17 protein-coding genes and 1 riboswitch are annotated in these 18,018 nt (G+C 71.3%); of the genes, 3 read left to right on the top strand and 14 right to left on the bottom strand.

The window, feature by feature from the left end:
* Window positions 1-98 precede the first annotated feature (98 nt).
* From OG444_RS07930 to OG444_RS07945, 4 genes are all read right to left on the bottom strand, one after another.
* Window positions 99-788 carry a TetR/AcrR family transcriptional regulator gene (locus OG444_RS07930; protein ID WP_327261475.1) on the bottom strand — a complete coding sequence of 230 codons (690 nt, stop codon included), beginning with the start codon at window positions 786-788 and terminating at the stop codon, window positions 99-101.
* 149 nt (window positions 789-937) lie between these two features.
* Window positions 938-1,090: an SCO1431 family membrane protein gene (locus OG444_RS07935; protein WP_327261476.1), complete on the bottom strand. Its 153-nt coding sequence runs from the start codon at window positions 1,088-1,090 to the stop codon at window positions 938-940.
* A 210-nt stretch (window positions 1,091-1,300) separates the two neighbouring features.
* Window positions 1,301-1,732 carry an SPW repeat protein gene (locus tag OG444_RS07940; protein WP_327261477.1) on the bottom strand — a complete coding sequence of 144 codons (432 nt, stop codon included), beginning with the start codon at window positions 1,730-1,732 and terminating at the stop codon, window positions 1,301-1,303.
* A gap of 98 nt (window positions 1,733-1,830) precedes the next feature.
* Window positions 1,831-3,219 (bottom strand): peptidase C39 family protein, encoded by a 1,389-nt coding sequence (locus OG444_RS07945; RefSeq protein ID WP_327261478.1) that lies wholly within the window; start codon window positions 3,217-3,219, stop codon window positions 1,831-1,833.
* A gap of 119 nt (window positions 3,220-3,338) precedes the next feature.
* Between OG444_RS07945 and OG444_RS07950 the strand changes: the two genes are divergently transcribed.
* Both OG444_RS07950 and OG444_RS07955 read left to right on the top strand, forming a co-directional pair.
* Window positions 3,339-3,971, top strand: coding sequence for a uridine kinase family protein (locus tag OG444_RS07950; RefSeq protein ID WP_327261479.1), 633 nt, complete (start codon window positions 3,339-3,341; stop codon window positions 3,969-3,971).
* Between the two features lie 380 nt (window positions 3,972-4,351).
* The gene (locus OG444_RS07955; protein ID WP_327261480.1) at window positions 4,352-6,271 is read left to right on the top strand and encodes an AAA family ATPase; all 1,920 of its coding nucleotides are present in this window, start codon (window positions 4,352-4,354) and stop codon (window positions 6,269-6,271) included.
* Between the two features lie 70 nt (window positions 6,272-6,341).
* Here the strand turns inward: OG444_RS07955 and OG444_RS07960 are convergent, their stop codons facing one another.
* The 10 genes from OG444_RS07960 to ribD all read right to left on the bottom strand — a co-directional run bounded on the left by OG444_RS07960 (window position 6,342) and on the right by ribD (window position 14,996).
* A complete protein-coding gene (locus OG444_RS07960; protein WP_327261481.1) occupies window positions 6,342-7,385 on the bottom strand; it encodes a hemolysin family protein in 1,044 nt (347 codons plus the stop codon).
* Entirely contained in the window at window positions 7,382-8,788 is a 1,407-nt protein-coding gene (locus OG444_RS07965) for a hemolysin family protein (RefSeq protein WP_327261482.1), read from the bottom strand. The genes OG444_RS07960 and OG444_RS07965 overlap by 4 nt, the downstream gene beginning before the upstream one ends.
* 200 nt (window positions 8,789-8,988) lie before the next feature.
* Window positions 8,989-9,453 carry a PH domain-containing protein gene (locus OG444_RS07970; RefSeq protein WP_327261483.1) on the bottom strand — a complete coding sequence of 155 codons (465 nt, stop codon included), beginning with the start codon at window positions 9,451-9,453 and terminating at the stop codon, window positions 8,989-8,991.
* Between the two features lie 66 nt (window positions 9,454-9,519).
* Window positions 9,520-10,368, bottom strand: coding sequence for an ATP phosphoribosyltransferase (hisG, locus tag OG444_RS07975; protein WP_327261484.1), 849 nt, complete (start codon window positions 10,366-10,368; stop codon window positions 9,520-9,522).
* 56 nt (window positions 10,369-10,424) lie between these two features.
* Window positions 10,425-10,706, bottom strand: coding sequence for a phosphoribosyl-ATP diphosphatase (locus tag OG444_RS07980; RefSeq protein ID WP_327261486.1), 282 nt, complete (start codon window positions 10,704-10,706; stop codon window positions 10,425-10,427).
* A 35-nt stretch (window positions 10,707-10,741) separates the two neighbouring features.
* A complete protein-coding gene (ribH, locus tag OG444_RS07985; RefSeq protein ID WP_007262951.1) occupies window positions 10,742-11,227 on the bottom strand; it encodes a 6,7-dimethyl-8-ribityllumazine synthase in 486 nt (161 codons plus the stop codon).
* 69 nt (window positions 11,228-11,296) lie between these two features.
* On the bottom strand, window positions 11,297-12,586 hold the full coding sequence (locus tag OG444_RS07990; protein ID WP_327261487.1) for a bifunctional 3,4-dihydroxy-2-butanone-4-phosphate synthase/GTP cyclohydrolase II: 1,290 nt from the start codon (window positions 12,584-12,586) through the stop codon (window positions 11,297-11,299).
* Entirely contained in the window at window positions 12,583-13,236 is a 654-nt protein-coding gene (locus OG444_RS07995) for a nicotinamide mononucleotide transporter family protein (protein WP_327261488.1), read from the bottom strand. Before OG444_RS07995 ends, OG444_RS07990 begins: the two co-directional genes overlap by 4 nt.
* A complete protein-coding gene (locus OG444_RS08000) occupies window positions 13,233-13,856 on the bottom strand; it encodes a riboflavin synthase (protein ID WP_327261489.1) in 624 nt (207 codons plus the stop codon). The genes OG444_RS07995 and OG444_RS08000 overlap by 4 nt, the downstream gene beginning before the upstream one ends.
* Window positions 13,857-14,996: a bifunctional diaminohydroxyphosphoribosylaminopyrimidine deaminase/5-amino-6-(5-phosphoribosylamino)uracil reductase RibD gene (gene ribD, locus OG444_RS08005; RefSeq protein WP_327261491.1), complete on the bottom strand. Its 1,140-nt coding sequence runs from the start codon at window positions 14,994-14,996 to the stop codon at window positions 13,857-13,859.
* Between the two features lie 148 nt (window positions 14,997-15,144).
* Window positions 15,145-15,275: riboswitch (FMN riboswitch) on the bottom strand.
* 287 nt (window positions 15,276-15,562) lie between these two features.
* On the opposite strand from ribD, the gene OG444_RS08010 reads away from it, so the two are divergent.
* The gene (locus OG444_RS08010; RefSeq protein WP_327261492.1) at window positions 15,563-17,929 is read left to right on the top strand and encodes a chitinase C-terminal domain-containing protein; all 2,367 of its coding nucleotides are present in this window, start codon (window positions 15,563-15,565) and stop codon (window positions 17,927-17,929) included.
* The last annotated feature ends 89 nt before the right edge of the window (window positions 17,930-18,018 follow it).

Consider the following 18,018-nt stretch of genomic DNA (forward strand, 5'->3'; position numbering starts at 1 on the left):
GGACGCGGCGCCGGGTCTCGGTTCTCCCACAGCCGATGTTGCCCTCCCGGATCACGGAAGGGGCTGTTCAGAGGCTGCGGCGGCTTGAGTATGCCCGATCAGGGGCTTCCCGTCACCGGGGCAAGATCACCGAGCTGACCGAACGGTCCTTCGGGAACGGGAGGTGCCGGACACTCCGGGACGAACTCCTCGATCACCATCAGTGTCGCGCGCAGCTGGCGCACCAGCAGGGCCCCGAGCACGGCACGGTCGGGCTGGTCCGGGGCATCCAGTGCGCCGATCCAGTCCAGGGTGGCCCCCTCGACGCCGGAGAGCCAGCCGACGAGGGCGAGCCGGGCGAGGGGAGGGAGGGCCCGGTGCCCGTACGCGCCCTCGGCGATGGTGGCGACGAGCTCCTCGCGGACGGCGTCGCGGATGGCGAGCACCTCGGCGTCGGATCCGACGCCGCCGGTGACGATCGTGCGGTAGGCGGCGCGGTGGTGCTCGGCGTAGTACAGGTAGCCGTCGATGGTGCGGCGGACGCGCTCGGCGTTGGGGAGGTCGGTGTCGCCGCCGGCCCGGGCGACGAGCTCGGCGACGGAGTCCTCGACGATGGCGAGGTAGTAGCCGCGTTTGTTGGTGAAGTAGTAGTAGATCAGCCCTTTGGCGACGCCCGCGTGTTTGGCGATGTCGTCCATGGAGAGCGCGTCGTACGAGGTGTCGGCGAACAATTTGCGCCCGGTCGCTATGAGTTCGGCCTTGCGCACCTGGGATCGAACGGTCGCTCCGCGCTGTTGACTATTATTCAAATTCGACCCTAGCCTCGAACTGCCACAGGAAGCCCGCAGTATGGCAGACCTGGGTGCCGCGCCGCCGGTGGTGGTCGGCCTGCGCCTCGGTGGTGATCGTCGGCGACGGGCTGCGGCCGGGGGCCTCGCGGCCTGCGGCCGGGAGGGTCTCAGAGCCAGCCGACCTGGGTGACGAACATGGCGACGACGACCACGAGGGTCCAGCCGAGCACGTGCTCCAGCCAGGCGGAGTCGTCCTTGGGGCCTCCGGTGCGGACGAGGTTCCGGGGGGCGGCGGTCGGGGCGGCGCTGTCGGCAGTCATGGCGTCCAATGTGCCAGCGTTCGCGGCTTTCGCGGTAGGGACGTCATGGGTGGCATGCATCACGCAAACGCAGACATAAATGGACAGGTCCGGACGGCATGCGGCCGGGCCCCGGCCTCTTCGGCAGGGACCCGGCGCGCTCCTCGTCCGGTGCCCGGTGTCCGGCGCGGATGCCCGGCACCCCGGTCCGGCGTTCTCTCCGACGCCCGGTCAGACGCGGGTCTCGCGGTTCCGGCCCGCCATACCCGCCATCGCGAGGCCGAGGCACAGTGCGACGCCTCCGGCGATCACGTTGCTGACCACCGTTCGGGTCGTGTCCATCTCTCCGGCGATGGCCCACGGGGCGATGATCGTCCACGCACCGAGGGCGACCGCCGTCCACGCCATCGCGTGGGTGCGCTCGTAGGCGGAACCCAGACCGCTCATGCACAGGCAGAAGGCGAGGCCGGCGATCAGGTTGTTGATGGCCAGCGGGGTGAGGCCGCTGAATCCTGCGATCCACGGCGAGGCAGCCAGGTACAGGCCCGTGATCAGGGCGAGTGCTTCGACGGCCTGCGCGGCGGGAGTCGTGGTCACCCGCTCGAACCGAGTGCGCATCTCGGCGAGGTCCGGGTGGTGCTCGATGCTGGGATGGGTGGTCATGGCGGGCCGCCTCCTACTGAGAAGCCTTTATGTGCCATTTACCCCACTATGTTCCGCTTACCCGTGCCGCTTGGTCAACGGGCAAATTCGCGGCCCTCTCACAACACCCCCACCGCCCGCAGCGCGCGGACCTGCGCCCGGCTCGGGAGGGCCGGGGCGTAGAGGTAACAGACGCCCCCGGAACCCGAGGTGACCTTTCCGGAGACTCCCACCCGCTGGGTGCGCAGCCAGATGTTCTCCCATTCGGAGCGCCGGTAGACGCGGCGCACGGCGGGGTTGTCGGGCGAGTTGGGGTCATTGGCGATCACGTCCCCGGCGGCGGTGAAGCCGATGACGGTCATCAGGTGGCCTGCGGTGCCGTAGCCCGCGCCCGTGAGCTCGTCCGGACGGAAGGACTGGGAGGTGATCACCGGGATGCCGGCCCGGACCAGGGTCTCCAGGTCGGTCAGGGAGGTGAGGCGGGTGACGACTCCGGCCAGATCGCGGTAGGTGCCGGCGTAGGCGGCGTTGAAGGGCCAGTTGCCGCAGCCCTTGTAGGCGGCGTCGTACGTGGAACGGGCCGCGTGGCAGATCTGCGGGTCGGCGTAATCCGGGTTCACCCAGGTCAGCGCGGTGGCGTCGGCCCTGCCGCCCCAGTACTCGATGATCATCTGGGAGGAGGTGGGGCTGCACCAGGCCTCGCCGCCGTTGTCGTACTCGGGGTACTGGCCCGCGTGGACCTCCTGCGAGTAGCGCGGGACCTTCAGCTCGTGGGCGGTGCGGGCGGAGGGGGTGGAGGCAGGGACGGTGAAGCGGTCCGGGACGTCGGAGACCATGGCGCCCGCGAGGCGGACGGTGGGTCCGCGCTCGGCGCCGGGCCTGCGGTGGAGGGTGAACCGCAGCTGCCAGGCCGCGAGCCGCAGGCCGGCGGTCGCGGCTCCCGCGTCGAGGGCCAGGGTGTCGGTCCAGACGGTGGACCGTCCGTCGGACTGGCCGTCCACCGAGGTGCGGCGGATGTCGCCGTCGCCGGAGGCCCAGCGGCCCATCACGTACCAGGGGGTGGCCGTGCCGTCGGTGTAGGTGCCTCGCAGTTCGATCTGGATCCAGGTGCCGGCCGGGGTGCGGGCGTTCCAGGAGGCGATGGCCTCGGTGGCCGGGACGGTGGAGTGGTGCACCGGGGAGGTCCAGGTGGCGTACTCCCAGGTGCTCTTCTTCCCGGTGTGCGGGTCGGCGTACTCGGTGCGGCCGACGGCCGCGGCGATCTCCAGGCCGGGGCGGGAGCCGCCGACGGCGATCGTGCCGCGGTGGGTGCCGGCGAGCCAGTGGGCGTAGGAGTACCAGAAGCGGTTGTCGACGGTGCGGCCCGGGGCCCGCGGGGCGGGAGGGGTGGGCGGGGTGGGCGGGGTCGCCGCCGAGGCGCTGCCGCCGGAGACGGTGGCGGCGGTGGCCGCGGTGGCGACCGCGAGCGCGGCGACGAGTACGGCCCTGCGCGGCGTGGCTTCGGTCATCGCGTGTTCCCCCAGGGTGGGTCGGCACTTCGGTGGCGCTTTGGTGGCATCACCCTTCCAGTTCCCGGCGGCGGCGACCCGAAGCCACGGGTCGTGTCGGGCTTGTCTAGGCTGGTCGGGTGGAGCCGCAGCAGTCGCTTGAGTCACTCGCGCGGGAGCTCGCGGCCCTGCCGCCCTCCCTCGGTCCGGTGCGCCTGATCGGGATCGACGGGCACGCCGGGTCCGGGAAGAGCACCTTCGCGGGGCGGCTCGCCGAGGTGCTGGGGGCGCCCGTCCTTCACCTCGATGACGTGGCGACCCATGAGGAGCTGTTCGGCTGGGAGCAGCGGCTGCGCGCGCAGGTGCTGGAGCCGCTCGCCGCGGGACGGCCCGCGCACTGGGCCCCGTACGACTGGGTGGCGCGCCGGTTCGGGCCGGAGCGGGTGCTGGACCCGGCACCCGTGCTGCTGGTCGAGGGTGTCGGGGCCGGACGGCGGGCGCTGCGCCCCCGTCTGGCGCGGCTGCTGTGGATGGAGACGCCCTGCGAGCAGTCCTGGCAACGGGGGCGAAACCGGGACGGGCGTGAACTTTCCGACTTCTGGGACGGATGGGAGCGCGCGGAGCGCGCGCACTTCTCCAATGACCCTTCGCGCCCCTTCGCCGACACCCTGGTACGCCAGAGCGGTACGGGATACGAGTGGTCTTCCGGGGCCCGAGCGACGGCAGGAACCTCCCCTTTCATCACCGGGAGTGACGACCTCCCCCGGGCCTGAACGCCCCCTCGCATCACCTCCGCCGGGCCTCGACCGGACCCGCTTGACCCGGGGCCCGCGGCGGCCTTACGTTCTCAATGCGAGGCCTTTACAGGCCGCCGCGGATCCGAAGCCCCCGGTTGTTCCCCCGTGATCGGGGGCTTCGTTCTGCCCGCGAACCCCCTCCACGGCGGCTTCGCGCGGGGCCGGTCCACCCCGAATCTTCACCCTGAGTCACCGAGCGGCCCGGGGGCGCACGCCGGAACAGGCCTTGTCGCGCCCTACGTAAGGTGCGTGACCGCAGGTACGATGCAGCCCTGATTTCATCGGCGCAGTGGGCAACTCATGTGCTCGTCACGGAGGTTGCCGCGCACCACGGGGGCAGGCTTGTGGGGGACGTGATGGATTTCGGCACGCCGGGCAGCATGCACGCCCCGGCCGAACTCGCCTGGCTGCGCGGGGTCGACGCCTGCACCATGGGCGCCTATCCGCAGGCCGAGGAGGAGTTCCGGGCGGCCGTACGACTCGACCCCTCCATGGCCGACGCATGGCTGGGACTGCACGCGCTCCGGGTCGACACCGGCAACGCGTTACTCCGGATGTACGCCCACCGGGACCGGTTCGGCGAGCAGCGCGCCCGGCACGGGCGGACGCTGAACTCCTGGTACTGGCTGGGCTGGTGGGTGCAGCCGGTTCTGGAGAGCCGGCGCGATCTGCTCCTCGCCCACGCCTCGCACTGGCTCGACGGCCGCCATGTGCCCGAGCTGGACCAGGCATTGGCCGCACTGCCGCCGGTGGACACCGACGCCCAGGTACGGTTCCTGCACGCCTGCCGGGCCTATCTGGTCAAGGACTGGGAGCAGCTGGTCCGCCAGACCGAGCCGCTGGTGAACGATCCGCTGCTGGGCATCGAGGCCGGGCTGTTCGGCGGGATGGCGCGGGTCCGGCTGGAGATGTACGGGCAGGCGGAGCCGATGCTGGCGGCGGCGCTGATGCGCTGTCGCAGCGAGCAGCCCCAGCGCAAGGAGCTGCGGTACTGGCTGGCGCGGGCCCGGGAGGGCACCGGGCGCACCGCGGCGGCCCTGCCGCTGTACCGGGCGGTGCACCGGGTGGATCCCGCGTTCATGGACACCGCGGCCCGGCTGACGGCCATCGAGGACGGCGACGACACGGACGGCATGGCCGATCTGGCGGGCCTGGCCGGGTATGCCGGGTACGGGGCCCTCGGCGGGCACGGCCCGTCCCCCGCGGGCGGGGACTTCGCGGCGGTCGCGCTGGGCGGCGGGCCCGTCCAGGACATCGCGGCGGACGGCCAGGTGGAGCCCGATCCGCTGACTCCGCCCACTCCCCCGGCGGGACGGGTGGAGGGCGCGCGGCGCAAGGTGCCCGTGCCGCCGCAGGGCACGCCCGAGGGGTTGCCGGCCGGGCCGGCGGACCCTGCGGCGCTCGCCGATGCTCTGGCGGAGCTGGAGCGGATGGTGGGCCTGGAGCCGGTGAAGCGGCAGGTGAAGGCGCTGTCCGCGCAGTTGCACATGGCGCGGCTGAGGGCCGGGCAGGGACTGCCGGTGCAGCCGCCGAAGCGGCACTTCGTGTTCTCCGGGCCCTCCGGTACGGGCAAGACGACGGTGGCGCGGATCCTGGGCCGGGTCTTCTACGCGCTGGGCCTGCTGGGCGGCGACCATCTGGTGGAGGCCCAGCGGGCGGACCTCGTGGGCGAGTTCCTCGGGCAGACCGCGGTGAAGGCGAACGAGCTGATCGATTCGGCGATCGGCGGGGTGCTGTTCGTGGACGAGGCGTATTCGCTGTCGAACTCGGGCTACAGCAAGGGCGACGCGTACGGCGACGAGGCCCTGCAGGTGCTGCTGAAGCGGGCCGAGGACAACCGGGACCACCTGGTGGTGATCCTCGCGGGTTACCCGGCCGGGATGGACCGGCTGCTGGCCGCCAATCCGGGGCTGTCCTCGCGCTTCACCACCCGCGTGGACTTCCCCAGCTACCGGCCGCCGGAGCTGACCGCGATCGGCGGGGTGCTGGCGGACGCGAACGGGGACCACTGGGACGAGGAGGCGCTGGAGGAGCTGCGCAGCATCAGCGCTCATGTGGTGGAGCAGGGCTGGATCGACGAGCTCGGCAACGGGCGTTTCCTGCGGACCCTGTACGAGAAGAGCTGCGCGTACCGGGATCTGCGGCTGGCGGGCTTCGCCGGTGAGCCGTCGCGGGACGACCTGGCCACCCTCCGGCTGCCGGACCTGATGCAGGCGTACGGGGAGGTCCTGTCGGGCCGCGGACCCCAGGAACGCCCGGACCCGCCGACGCTGTAGCCCGGGGCCGCACCCCGATTGCCGGCGGGCCGGAAGCTCCCGGGGCTCGGCCCCGGGAGCTTCCGGCCGGCTAGGCGCCGCGGACGTACGAGCGGTGGGCCGGGTCCCGGACCTCGCCCACCAGCATTTCCAGGACGTCCTCCAGGGCGACCAGGCCGAGGACCCGGCCCCCCGCGTCCGCCACCTGCGCCAGGTGCGTGGCGTCCCGGCGCATGACGCCGAGGGCGTCGTCCAGCGGGACCGTGGCGCACAGTGTGGTCATCCGGCGCCAGACCCGCTGGGGTACGGCCCGCTCCCGGTCCTCCAGGTCCAGTACGTCCTTGACGTGCAGGTAGCCCATGAAGGCGCCGCTCTCCGCGCGGACGGGGAACCGGGAGTACCCGGTGCGCACCGTGAGCTGCTCGATCTGGCGCGGGGTCACCGAGGGGCCGACCGTGACCAGGCGGTCCGGGCCGAGGAGGACGTCGGTGACGGGGCGGCTGCCCAGTTCCAGTGCGTCCTCCAGACGCTCCTGCTCGACCGGTTCCAGGAGCCCGGCCTGCCGGGAGTCCTTGAGGAGGCGGCCCAGCTGGGCGGAGGTGTAGACGGCCTCGACCTCGTCCTTGGGCTCCACCTTGAAGAGCTTCAGGACGAGCTTGGCGCAGGCGCCGAGCGCGGTGGTGACCGGCCCGCACAGGCGGGCGAAGGCGACCAGGCCGGGGCTGAACCACAGGGCGGTCTTCTCGGGGGCGGCCATGGCCAGGTTCTTCGGCACCATCTCGCCGATGACCAGGTGCAGGAAGACCACGGCGCTGAGCGCGAAGGCGTAGCCCAGCGGGTGGATCAGCCCCTGCGGTACGTGGACGGCGTGGAAGACGGGCTCCAGCAGCCGGGCCACGGTGGGCTCGGCGACCGCGCCGAGGGTGAGCGAGCACATGGTGATGCCGAACTGCGCCGCGGCCATCATGCGGGGCAGGTTCTCCAGGCCGTGGAGCACCTGGCGGGCCCGTTTGGACTCGGCCGCGAGGGGCTCGATCTGGCTGCGGCGTACGGAGACGAGCGCGAACTCGGCGCCGACGAAGAAGCCGTTGGCGAGGACCAGGAGCAGGGCGAAGAGGAGCTGGAGCGCGTTCATCGGGCGGCGCCTTCCAGCTCGGCCCGCTGCGGTTCGAGCACGGCGGCGCCGTCGGCCGCCGAGGCGGGCCGGTGGGCGGCGGCCGCGGGCACCGCCGTCAGCCGGACCAGCCGGACGCGTTCCGCGCGGTTGCGGCCGACGCGGCGGACGGAGAGCTTCCAGCCGGGCAGCTCCGCACGGTCCCCGGGGGCGGGGATCCGGCCGAGGAGGTCGGCGACGAGGCCGGCGACGGTCTCGTACGGTCCTTCGGGCACTTCCAGGCCTATCCGGCGCAGGGTCTGCACGCGGCAGCTGCCGTCGGCCTCCCAGGAGGGGCGGCCGTCCTCGGCCGCGACAGCGGCCAGTTCGGGGGTCTCGTCCTCGGCGAAGTCGTGCTCGTCGCGGACCTCGCCGACGAGCTCCTCCACGATGTCCTCCAGCGTGACGACACCGGCGGTGCCGCCGTACTCGTCGACGACCACGGCCATCGGCTGCTCGCTGCGCAGGCGCTCCAGCAGCGGCTGCACCGGCAGGGAGCCGGGCACCAGCAGCGGGGCGACGCAGATCCGGCTCACGGAGGTGCGGTCGCGTTCCCGCTCGGGCACGGCGAGGGCGTCCTTGAGGTGGACCACGCCGGTGATCTCGTCGATGCGGTCGCGGTAGACCGGGAAGCGGGACAGGCCGGTGGCCCGGGTCAGGTTGAGCACGTCGGCCGCGGTGGCCGTGTGCATCAGGGCGCTGACCTTCACCCGCGGGGTCATGACGTGCTGGGCCGTGAGATCGCCCAGCGAGAGGGTCCGTACGAAGAGGTCGGCGGTGTCCTGTTCCAGGGCGCCGGCCTGGGCCGAATGGCGGACCAGGGAGAGCAGTTCGCCGGGGGTCCGGGCGGAGGCCATCTCCTCGGTCGGTTCCACGCCGAGCGCCCGCACGAGGCGGTTGGCCACGGCGTTGAGTCCGGCGATGACCGGACGGAAGACGCGGGAGAAGGCGTGCTGGGGGCCGGCGACGAAGCGGGCGACCTGGAGCGGCCGGGAGACCGCCCAGTTCTTCGGTACGAGCTCGCCGACGACCATCTGGACGGCGGAGGCGAGCAGCATGCCGATGACGACGGCGACGCCGGGGACGGCTCCCTTCGGGAGGCCCGTCGCGGCGAGCGGCCCGGCCAGCAGTGCGGCGAGGGCCGGCTCGGCGAGCATGCCGACCACGAGGGAGGTGATGGTGATGCCGAGCTGGGTGCCGGAGAGCTGGAAGGACAGCTCCCGCAGGGCCTTGACCACCGTACGGGCACGGCGGTCACCGTCGGCTGCGGCGCGCTCGGCCTCGGGTCGCTCCACGGTGACGAGGCCGAATTCGGCGGCCACGAAGAATCCGTTGGCGAGGATGAGGGCGAAGGCCGCCGCGAGCAGGAGTAGCGGGATGGTCATGCCGCCGCCTCCGGGGGGAGGGCGGCGCGGGTACTACCGGACGATCCGTCCATTGCTGGAGGGAGTCACTCCTCAAGTCGCAGGTGCCCACGGGCCACGAGGTCCCGGGGCCGGTGGGAGGGCGCACAGCTGCGCCCCGCCACCAGGGTAGTCATTGAGATCCCGGCCGCAACGGTACGCGGCGACGAGGATCGGCCGACTCAGTGGTCGTGTCCGCCCGTTCCGCGGGCCTCGGCCAGCGCGCGCAGGGCGCGGGCGTCGCCGATGGCCTGCTGCTTGGCGACGCCCGGCTGGATGCCGAGGGCGGGCAGGCTGGTGCCGTCGCTGAGGTCCAGGAACACCCACGGGTCGCCGGGGCGGAGGTTGACCCGCAGGATCTGGGCCCACTCCAGGCGCCGGGTGGTGGTCAGGTTGACGACCGTGACGCCGGTCTCGTCGGCGACGACCTTGGGGCGGCTGAGCAGGACGAGTACGGAGCTCAGCAGGACGGCGGTGAAGACGAAGCTGATCCGCTCGCCGGGGCTGAGCTTCTCCAGCATCACGGCGATCGCCGTGATGGTGGTGAACATGGCGAGGCCGACGCCCAGCAGGACGACCCGGGTGCGGGTCGGCCGGAAAGTGACCGGCAGGGTGGGCGTGACGGGCTGGGCGGCGGACTCGGCCATGGTGCGTTGCCTTCTGGAGGTGGCGTGCGGGTCGGTGGGCGGCGTACCGGTGCGGTACGCCGGGACCTAGAGGCGGCAGGCGTGGATCGAGGTGGTGAGGATCGCGCGCGCGCCGAGCTCGTACAGGTCGTCCATGATCCGCTGGGCTTCCTTGGCGGGGACCATCGCGCGGACCGCGACCCAGCCCTCGTTGTGCAGCGGGGAGACGGTCGGCGACTCCAGGCCCGGGGTGAGGGCGACCGCGCGCTCCAGGTGCTCGGCGCGGCAGTCGTAGTCCATCATCACGTAGCTGCGGGCGACGAGGACGCCCTGCAGGCGGCGCAGGAACTGCTGGACCTGCGGGTCGTCGGCGTCGGCGCCGTTGCCGCGGATGACGACGGCCTCGGAGGTGAGGATCGGCTCGCCGATGACCTCGAGGCCCGCGTTGCGCAGGCTGGTGCCGGTCTCGACGACGTCCGCGATGATCTGGGCGACGCCGAGCTGGATGGCGGTCTCGACCGCGCCGTCGAGGTGCACGACGGACGCGTCGATGCCCTTCTCGGCGAGGTGCTTGGCGACGATTCCCTCGTACGAGGTCGCGATCGTCATGCCGCTGAAGTCCTCGGGGCCCTTCGCCGTGCCGGGGGTGGTGGCGTAGCGGAAGGTGGAGCGCCCGAAGTTCAGCGGGAGGATCTCCTCGGCGCTGGCGCCGGAGTCGAGCAGCAGGTCACGGCCGGTGATGCCGATGTCGAGCTTGCCCGAGGAGACGTAGATCGCGATGTCCTTGGGGCGGAGGTAGAAGAACTCCACCTCGTTCTCGGGGTCGACGACCACGAGCTCCTTGGACTCCTTGCGCATCCGGTAGCCGGCCTCATGGAGCATCGCCGACGCCGGTCCGGAGAGTGAACCCTTGTTGGGGACGGCGATGCGCAGCATGGGGCTTCCTTTGGTGCGTGGATTACGGGTTTACGGGCGGGTGTGCGTGCCGGGACTCAGAGGTGGGCGTAGACGTCGTCGAGGGAGATCCCGCGCGCCACCATCATCACCTGGACGTGGTAGAGCAGCTGTGAGATCTCCTCGGCGGCGGCTTCCTTGCCCTCGTACTCGGCGGCCATCCAGACCTCTGCGGCCTCCTCGACGACCTTCTTGCCGATGGCATGGACGCCCTTGTGGACGAGCTCGGCGGTGCGGGAGGTAGCGGGGTCGCCGTTGGCGGCCTTGTGCTGGAGCTCGGTGAAGAGCTCTTCGAAGGTCTTGGAGGGTTCGTTCGCCATGATGGTCCTCAGAATACGGGGTTCCCCGTCGCCACTCAGCGCCAGGGTTCGCTGACGGTCCGCAGGGTCATGGCCGTGGAGACGGCGGCGGTGACCGCTTCGTGCCCCTTGTCCTCGTTCGACCCCTCGAGGCCGGCGCGGTCCAGCGCCTGCTCGTCGTTGTCGCAGGTCAGTACTCCGAAGCCGACGGGGACTCCGGTGTCGATCGACACCTGTACCAGGCCCTGGGTGACGCCCTGGCAGACGTAGTCGAAGTGCGGGGTGCCGCCGCGGATGACCACTCCGAGGGCGACGATGGCATCGTAGCCGCGACCCGCCAGTACCTTCGCCACGACCGGGAGCTCGAAGCTTCCCGGGACCCGGAGCAGGGTGGGCTCGTCGATGCCCAGCTCGTGCAGGGCGCGCAGGGCGCCGTCGACCAGTCCGTCCATGACCTTCTCGTGCCACTGGGCCGCGATCACGGCGACTCGGAGGTCTCCGCAGTTCTTCACGCTCAGTTCGGGTGCGCCCTTGCCGCTCACAGCTCTGCTCCTCGGTGGTTCGTGGGTGTGCGTGGATGGTGGGGTGTACGTACGGGTGGTGGTGCGTGCCTACTGGTTGCCGCAGGCGGAGGTGGTCACGGGCCCTTCCAGCCAGGGCAGGTCGTGGCCCATCCGGTCGCGCTTGGTGCGCAGGTACCGCAGGTTGTGCTCGCCGGCCTCCATGGGCATCGGCTCGCGGCTGGTGACCGTGATGCCGTGCCGGACGAGGGCGTCGGACTTCTCGGGGTTGTTCGTCATGAGCCGGACGCTGTGCACGCCGAGGTCGGCGAGGATCTGGGCGCCGGCGCCGTAGTCACGGGCGTCGGCGGGCAGGCCGAGTTCCAGGTTTGCGTCGAGGGTGTCGCGGCCGCGCTCCTGGAGCTCGTACGCGCGCAGCTTGGACAGGAGTCCGATGCCGCGGCCCTCGTGGCCGCGGAGGTAGACGACGACGCCGCGGCCCTCGGTCTTGATGCGTTCCATGGAGGCGTGCAGCTGGGGGCCGCAGTCGCAGCGCTGGGAGGCGAAGATGTCGCCGGTCAGGCATTCGGAGTGCATGCGGACCAGGACGTCGGCGCCGTCGCCGATCTCCCCGTGGACGAGGGCGACGTGCTCGACACCGTCGACGGTGGAGCGGTAGCCGTACGCGGTGAAGTCGCCGAAGGCGGTCGGCAGGCTGACCTCGGCCTCGCGGCGGACGGTGGGCTCGGCGGAGCGGCGGTAGGCGATCAGGTCCTCGATGGAGATGATCGTCAGGCCGTGCTTGCGGGCGAAGGGGATCAGCTCGGGCAGGCGCAGCATGACGCCGTCCTCGCCGGCGATCTCCACGATGGCGCCGGCCGGGCGCAGGCCCGCGAGGCGGGCGAGGTCGACGGCGGCCTCGGTGTGGCCGTTGCGGACCAGGACGCCACCGGGCTTGGCGCGCAGCGGGAAGATGTGGCCGGGGCGGACGAAGTCGCCGGGCTCGGAGACGCCGTCGGCGAGCAGCCGCAGGGTGGTGGCGCGGTCGGCGGCCGAGATTCCGGTAGAGACGCCGTGGGCGGCGCTCGCGTCGACGGAGACGGTGAAGGCGGTCTGCATCGACTCGGTGTTGTTCTGGACCATCTGCGGGAGTTCGAGCCGGTCCAGCTCGGGGCCCTCCATGGGGGCGCAGATCAAGCCGCGGCACTCGCTCATCATGAAGGCGATGATCTCGGGGGTGGCCTTCTCGGCGGCGATGACGAGGTCGCCCTCGTTCTCGCGGTCCTCGTCGTCGACGACGACGATGGGGCGGCCCGCCGCGATGTCGCGGATGGCCTGCTCGACGGGGTCGAGGCGGAAGGTCTCTTCGGGGATGTCGGGCACGGGCTTGAGGCTGGTCATGCCGTTGCTCCTTCCAGGGCCGGGGCGGGGTTGATGCGAGAGCGCTGGTACCAGTCGTAGGCGCCCCACAGCACGAGGGCGAAGTACACGACGTAGACGAGGCCGGAGAAGGCCAGGCCGTTGTTGAAGGCGAGGGGGACGCCGACCAGGTCGACGAGGAGCCAGGCGAACCAGAACTCGACGAGGCCGCGGGCCTGGGCGATCATCGCGACGATGGTGCCGACGAAGATGTACGCGTCGGCCCAGGGGCTCCACGACAGGTCCGGGTAGAGCGTGAAGAGGCCGCCGACGGCGAGGGTGCCGAGGGCCGCGCCGGCCAGGAGCAGTCCGCGCTCCTTCCAGGTGGCGGTGCGCACGGCGATGGAGCCGTCCTGGGCCTTCTGGCGGCCGAGCTGCCAGGCGCGCCAGCCCCAGACGGCCACGCCGATGACGAGGAGCTGCTTGCCGACACCACCGGCGAGGTGGGCGGAGGCGTAGGCGGCGATGAGGATCAGGCCGGAGAGGAGCTGGGCGGGCCAGGTCCATATGGAGCGGCGCCAGCCGAGGGCGAGCGCGGCCAGGCCCATCAGGTTGCCGATCATGTCGGACCAGATGACCTTCTGGCCGAAGACGGTGAAGGCCTCCGCGTTGAGCCAGGTCAAGGCGGTCACCGGGCTTCTCCCGTCGCGTGCAGCGGGTCCACTCCGGCGGCCAGGAGGCGCTCGACGTACTTCGCGAGGACGTCGACCTCCAGGTTGACCGGGTCGCCGCTCTGCTTGATGCCGAGCGTGGTCAGCGCCAGCGTGGTGGGGATGAGGCTGATGGTGAACCAGTCGGCGGCGGCCTCGACCACGGTGAGGCTGACGCCGTCGACCGTGATGGAGCCCTTCTCGACCACGTAGCGGGAGAGGTTCTGCGGGAGGGCGACCTTGACGATCTCCCAGTGCTCGGAGGGGGTCCGGGAGATGATCTCGCCGGTGCCGTCCACGTGCCCCTGGACGAGGTGACCGCCGAGGCGTCCGCCGAGGGCCATGGGGCGCTCCAGGTTGACCCGGGAGCCGGCGCTCAGGGCGCCGAGGCTGGAGCGGTTGAGGGTCTCCTGCATGACGTCGGCGGTGAACTCGCCGTCCGCGGTCTCCACGACGGTGAGGCAGACGCCGTTGACCGCGATGGAGTCACCGTGCTTGGCGTCCTCGGTGACGAGGGGGCCGCGCAGCCGGAAGCGGGAGGCTTCCTCGAGCTGCTCCACAGCGGTGACCTCGCCCAGTTCTTCGACGATTCCGGTGAACACTCAGTGCTCCTTCGTGGCGGGGGTGACGGGGACGGGGACTGCGGTGATGCGGAGATCGGGGCCGATGCGGACGGCCTCGGTGATGTCGAGGCGCACTGCACCGGAGATGTTCTTGATGCCGGCGTCGGCGAGGGCCGCGGGGCCCGCGCCGAGCAGGGCCGGGGCGAGGTAGCCGATGACGCGGTCGACGGCGCCGGCCTTGAGGAAGGCGCCGGCCAGTGTGGGCCCGCCCTCCAGCAGGACGGAGCGCACGCCGCTCAGGTTCAGGTGGGTGAGCAGGTCCTGGACGGCGATGCGGCCGTCGTGCAGGGGCAGCCGGAGCAGTTCGACGCCGGTCAGGTGCCGGGTGTCGGCGTCCTCGCCGACGACGAGCAGGGTGGGTGCGGCGTCGTCGAGGATGCGGGCGCCCGCCGGGATCGTGGCGCGGGTGTCGAGGGCGATCCGCAGGGGCTGCGTGGCGCCTTCGTGGCCGCGCACGGCGAGGTGCGGGTCGTCGGCGCGCAGGGTGCCGCCGCCGACCAGGACGGCGTCACTCTCGGCGCGCAGCCGGTGGACGTCGGCGCGGGACGCGGCGGAGGTGATCCAGCGGCTGCTGCCGTCCGCGGCGGCGCTGCGGCCGTCGAGGGTGGCGGCGTACTTCCAGGTGACGTGCGGCCGGCCCAGGCGTACGGAGGTCAGCCAGGCGGCGTTGCCGGTCTCGGCCTCGTCCGCGAGGAGTCCGCCCTCGGTGTCGATCCCGGCCGCGCGCAGGGTGGCGGCGCCGCCGCTGGCCTGCGGGTTCGGGTCGGAGACGGCGTGGACCACGCGGGCGATGCCGGCGGCTGCGAGGGCCTGGGCGCAGGGCCCCGTACGGCCGGTGTGGTTGCAGGGTTCGAGGGTGACGTAGGCGGTGCCGCCGCGGGCGGCAGGGCCCGCTGCGCGCAGGGCGTGGATCTCGGCGTGCGGGCCGCCTGCCCGTTGGTGCCAGCCCTCGCCGACGATCGTTCCGCAGGCGTCGGTGATGACGCAGCCGACGACCGGATTGGGACTGGTGGAGCCGAGTCCACGGGCCGCGAGCTCGATGGCCCGTCGCATGGCACGGGTGTCCGCGTCGGGTGCTGCGTGCGCGGCGTGTGTCGCCACCGGGTCCTCCTGCCTCATCGGGCACGGACTCCGGGGCCTGTCGAATACGACAGATGAAGCGGTACAGCGCACAGGGGACGCCGAGGCCGGAAAAACGGTTCGACCTGGCATATCCGCAGGGATATGCCGACGAACCGCCGACGGCGGCGTACCGGTGACTGGCCCGCCGCGCACTGCCTCCCATCCGGACTTTAACCGTCGGTCCAGGAATCTCACCTGGTCAACCGGCCGCTGGCTGCGGACGGGTCGCGGACTATAACCGCCGGTTCGGAATTACACCGACCCCGGAGTGCGCTGCTACTGGTACTCCAGCCAGTCTGCCACGGGCGATCCACCGCCATGCGGGTGATGTGGTGTGGCCTGGCTCACAGCGTGTCGCCGCCCGGTGCGGACTTTGTCAAGTGGGGCCGGGTTGGTCCAGACCTATTGACGAGGTGGTCTAGTCCTCTTAACGTTCCCTTCATCTTCCCGGGAACAGCCCGTCAGATGTGCGCACGTCACGGGCCAACACGCTTCAGCACCAGTCCTGTTGCTTCATGTTGTGTCCAGTTGTGTCCTGCATCCTCCCCTCCCCAGGAGGCACAATGCTGTCCCCCACACGTACGAGAGCGATGCTCCTGGCATCCGGCGCCGCAATCGCCGGACTCCTGGTGGGCGGGCTCTCGGCGGGCGTCTCGCACGCGGCCGACAACGAGGGCTGTCGCCCCGACGGGCTGTACAAGACCGCCGGTGTCGACGTCCCGTACTGCTCGGTCTACGACTCCGAAGGCCGCGAGAAGATGGGCGCCGACCACCAGCGCCGCGTCATCGGATACTTCACCGGCTGGCGCACCGGCAAGGACGGCGCCCCCGCCTACCTCGCCAACAACATCCCGTGGTCCAAGGTCACCCACCTGAACTACGCCTTCGCCCACGTGGGCGCCGACAACAAGATCTCCGTCGGCTCGGACGGCGTGAACAACGCCGCCACCGGGATGACCTGGCCCGGCGTCGCCGGCGCCGAGATGGACCCGGCCCTCCCCTACAAGGGCCACTTCAACCAGCTGACGAAGTTCAAGAAGCAGTACCCGGACGTCAAGACGCTGATCTCGGTCGGCGGCTGGGCGGAGACCGGCGGCTACTTCGGTGACGACGGCAACCGGGTCGCCTCCGGCGGCTTCTACTCGATGGCCACCAACGCCGACGGCTCCGTCAACCAGGCCGGCATCGACACCTTCGCCGACTCCTCGGTCGAGTTCATCCGCACGTACGGGTTCAACGGCGTCGACATCGACTACGAGTACCCGACCACCATGAAGGACGCCGGCAACCCGCTGGACTGGCAGCTGGCCAACGCCCGCCGCGCCGGCCTGGTCAAGGGCTACGCGGCCCTGATGAAGTCGCTGCGCGAGAAGCTCGACCGCGCGGGCGCCGCCGACGGCAAGCACTACCTGCTCTCCGTCGCCGCCCCCTCCTCCGGCTACCTGCTGCGCGGCATGGAGACGTTCCAGGTCCAGCAGTACCTGGACTACGTCAACATCATGTCCTACGACCTGCACGGCGCCTGGAACGAGTACGTCGGGCCCAACGCCTCGCTCTTCGACGACGGCAAGGACGGCGAACTCGCCGCCGCCGGCGTCTACTCCACCTCCCAGTACGGCGGCATCGGCTACCTCAACACCGACTGGGCGTACCACTACTTCCGCGGCTCGATGCCCGGCGGCCGCATCAACATCGGCCTGCCCTACTACACCCGCGGCTTCAAGAACGTGCAGGGCGGCACCGACGGGCTATGGGGCAAGGCCCCCGCGACCACCTGCCCGGCCGGCGCCGGCCTGACCAAGTGCGGCGACGGCGCGGTCGGCATCGACAACCTGTGGCACGACAAGGACACCAACGGGGCCGAGTCCCCGGCGGGCTCCAACCCGATGTGGCACGCCAAGAACCTGGAGAAGGGTGTCGTGGGCGACTACGTCACCAAGTACGGCTTCCCGGCGAACACCACGCTGACCGGCACCTACGTCCGCAAGTACGACTCCACCCTGGTGGCGCCGTGGCTGTGGAACGCACAGAAGAAGGTCTTCCTCTCCACCGAGGACGAGCAGTCGGTGGCCGCCAAGGCCGACTACGTGGTGAACAAGGGCATCGGCGGCACGATGGTCTGGGAACTCGCGGGCGACTACTCGTACAACGCGGCCAAGGGCCAGTACGAGGTGGGCGACACCCTCACCGACACGATGTACCAGAAGTTCAAGTCGGCCTCCCCCTACGGCGCGAAGAAGGCGGGCACGACCGCCCTGCCGACCCAGGCCGTTGACATCAGGACCGAGTTCACCGAGTTCAAGCTGGGCGACTCCAACTACCCGCTCACCCCGAAGCTGAAGATCACCAACAACACGAACGCCACGCTGCCCGGCGGCACCGAGTTCCGGTTCGACTACGGCACCTCGGCCCCGAACAACGCCTCGGACCAGTCCGGCTTCGGCACGACCGTGATCAGCAGCGGCCACACCGGCAACAACGTCGGCGGTCTCAAGGGCGACTTCCAGCGGGTCTCCCTGAAGCTCCCGGCCTGGCAGACCCTGGCCCCGGGCGCCTCCGTCGACCTGGCCTTCAACTACTACCTGCCGGTCTCCACGCCCTCCAACTGGACGGTGACCATCTCCGGCACCACCTACGCCCTCACCGGGGACCTGGCCCGCGGTACGACGCTGGTTCAGCCCGGCGGCGGCACCCAGCCCCCGACCACTCCCCCCACCACCCCGCCGACCACTCCCCCCACGACCCCGCCGCCGACCACGCCTCCGGGCGGGACCTGCACGAACCCGGCGTACGTCGCGGGCACGGTCTACAACAGCGGCAACGTCGTCTCCCACAAGGGCCGCAACTGGAAGGCCCAGTGGTGGACGCAGAACGAGGAACCCGGCACCACCGGTGAATGGGGTGTCTGGAAGGACCAGGGCGCCTGCTGACCCCCGGCACCCCGATCCATGAGTGAACGTGAGGACCCGGTGGCCCGGCGGCCACCGGGTCCTCGCACGTTCCGCCCGCACCCGGCCTC

It is taken from the genome of Streptomyces sp. NBC_01232 (genome assembly GCF_035989885.1).
Taxonomy (GTDB): Bacteria; Actinomycetota; Actinomycetes; order Streptomycetales; family Streptomycetaceae; genus Streptomyces.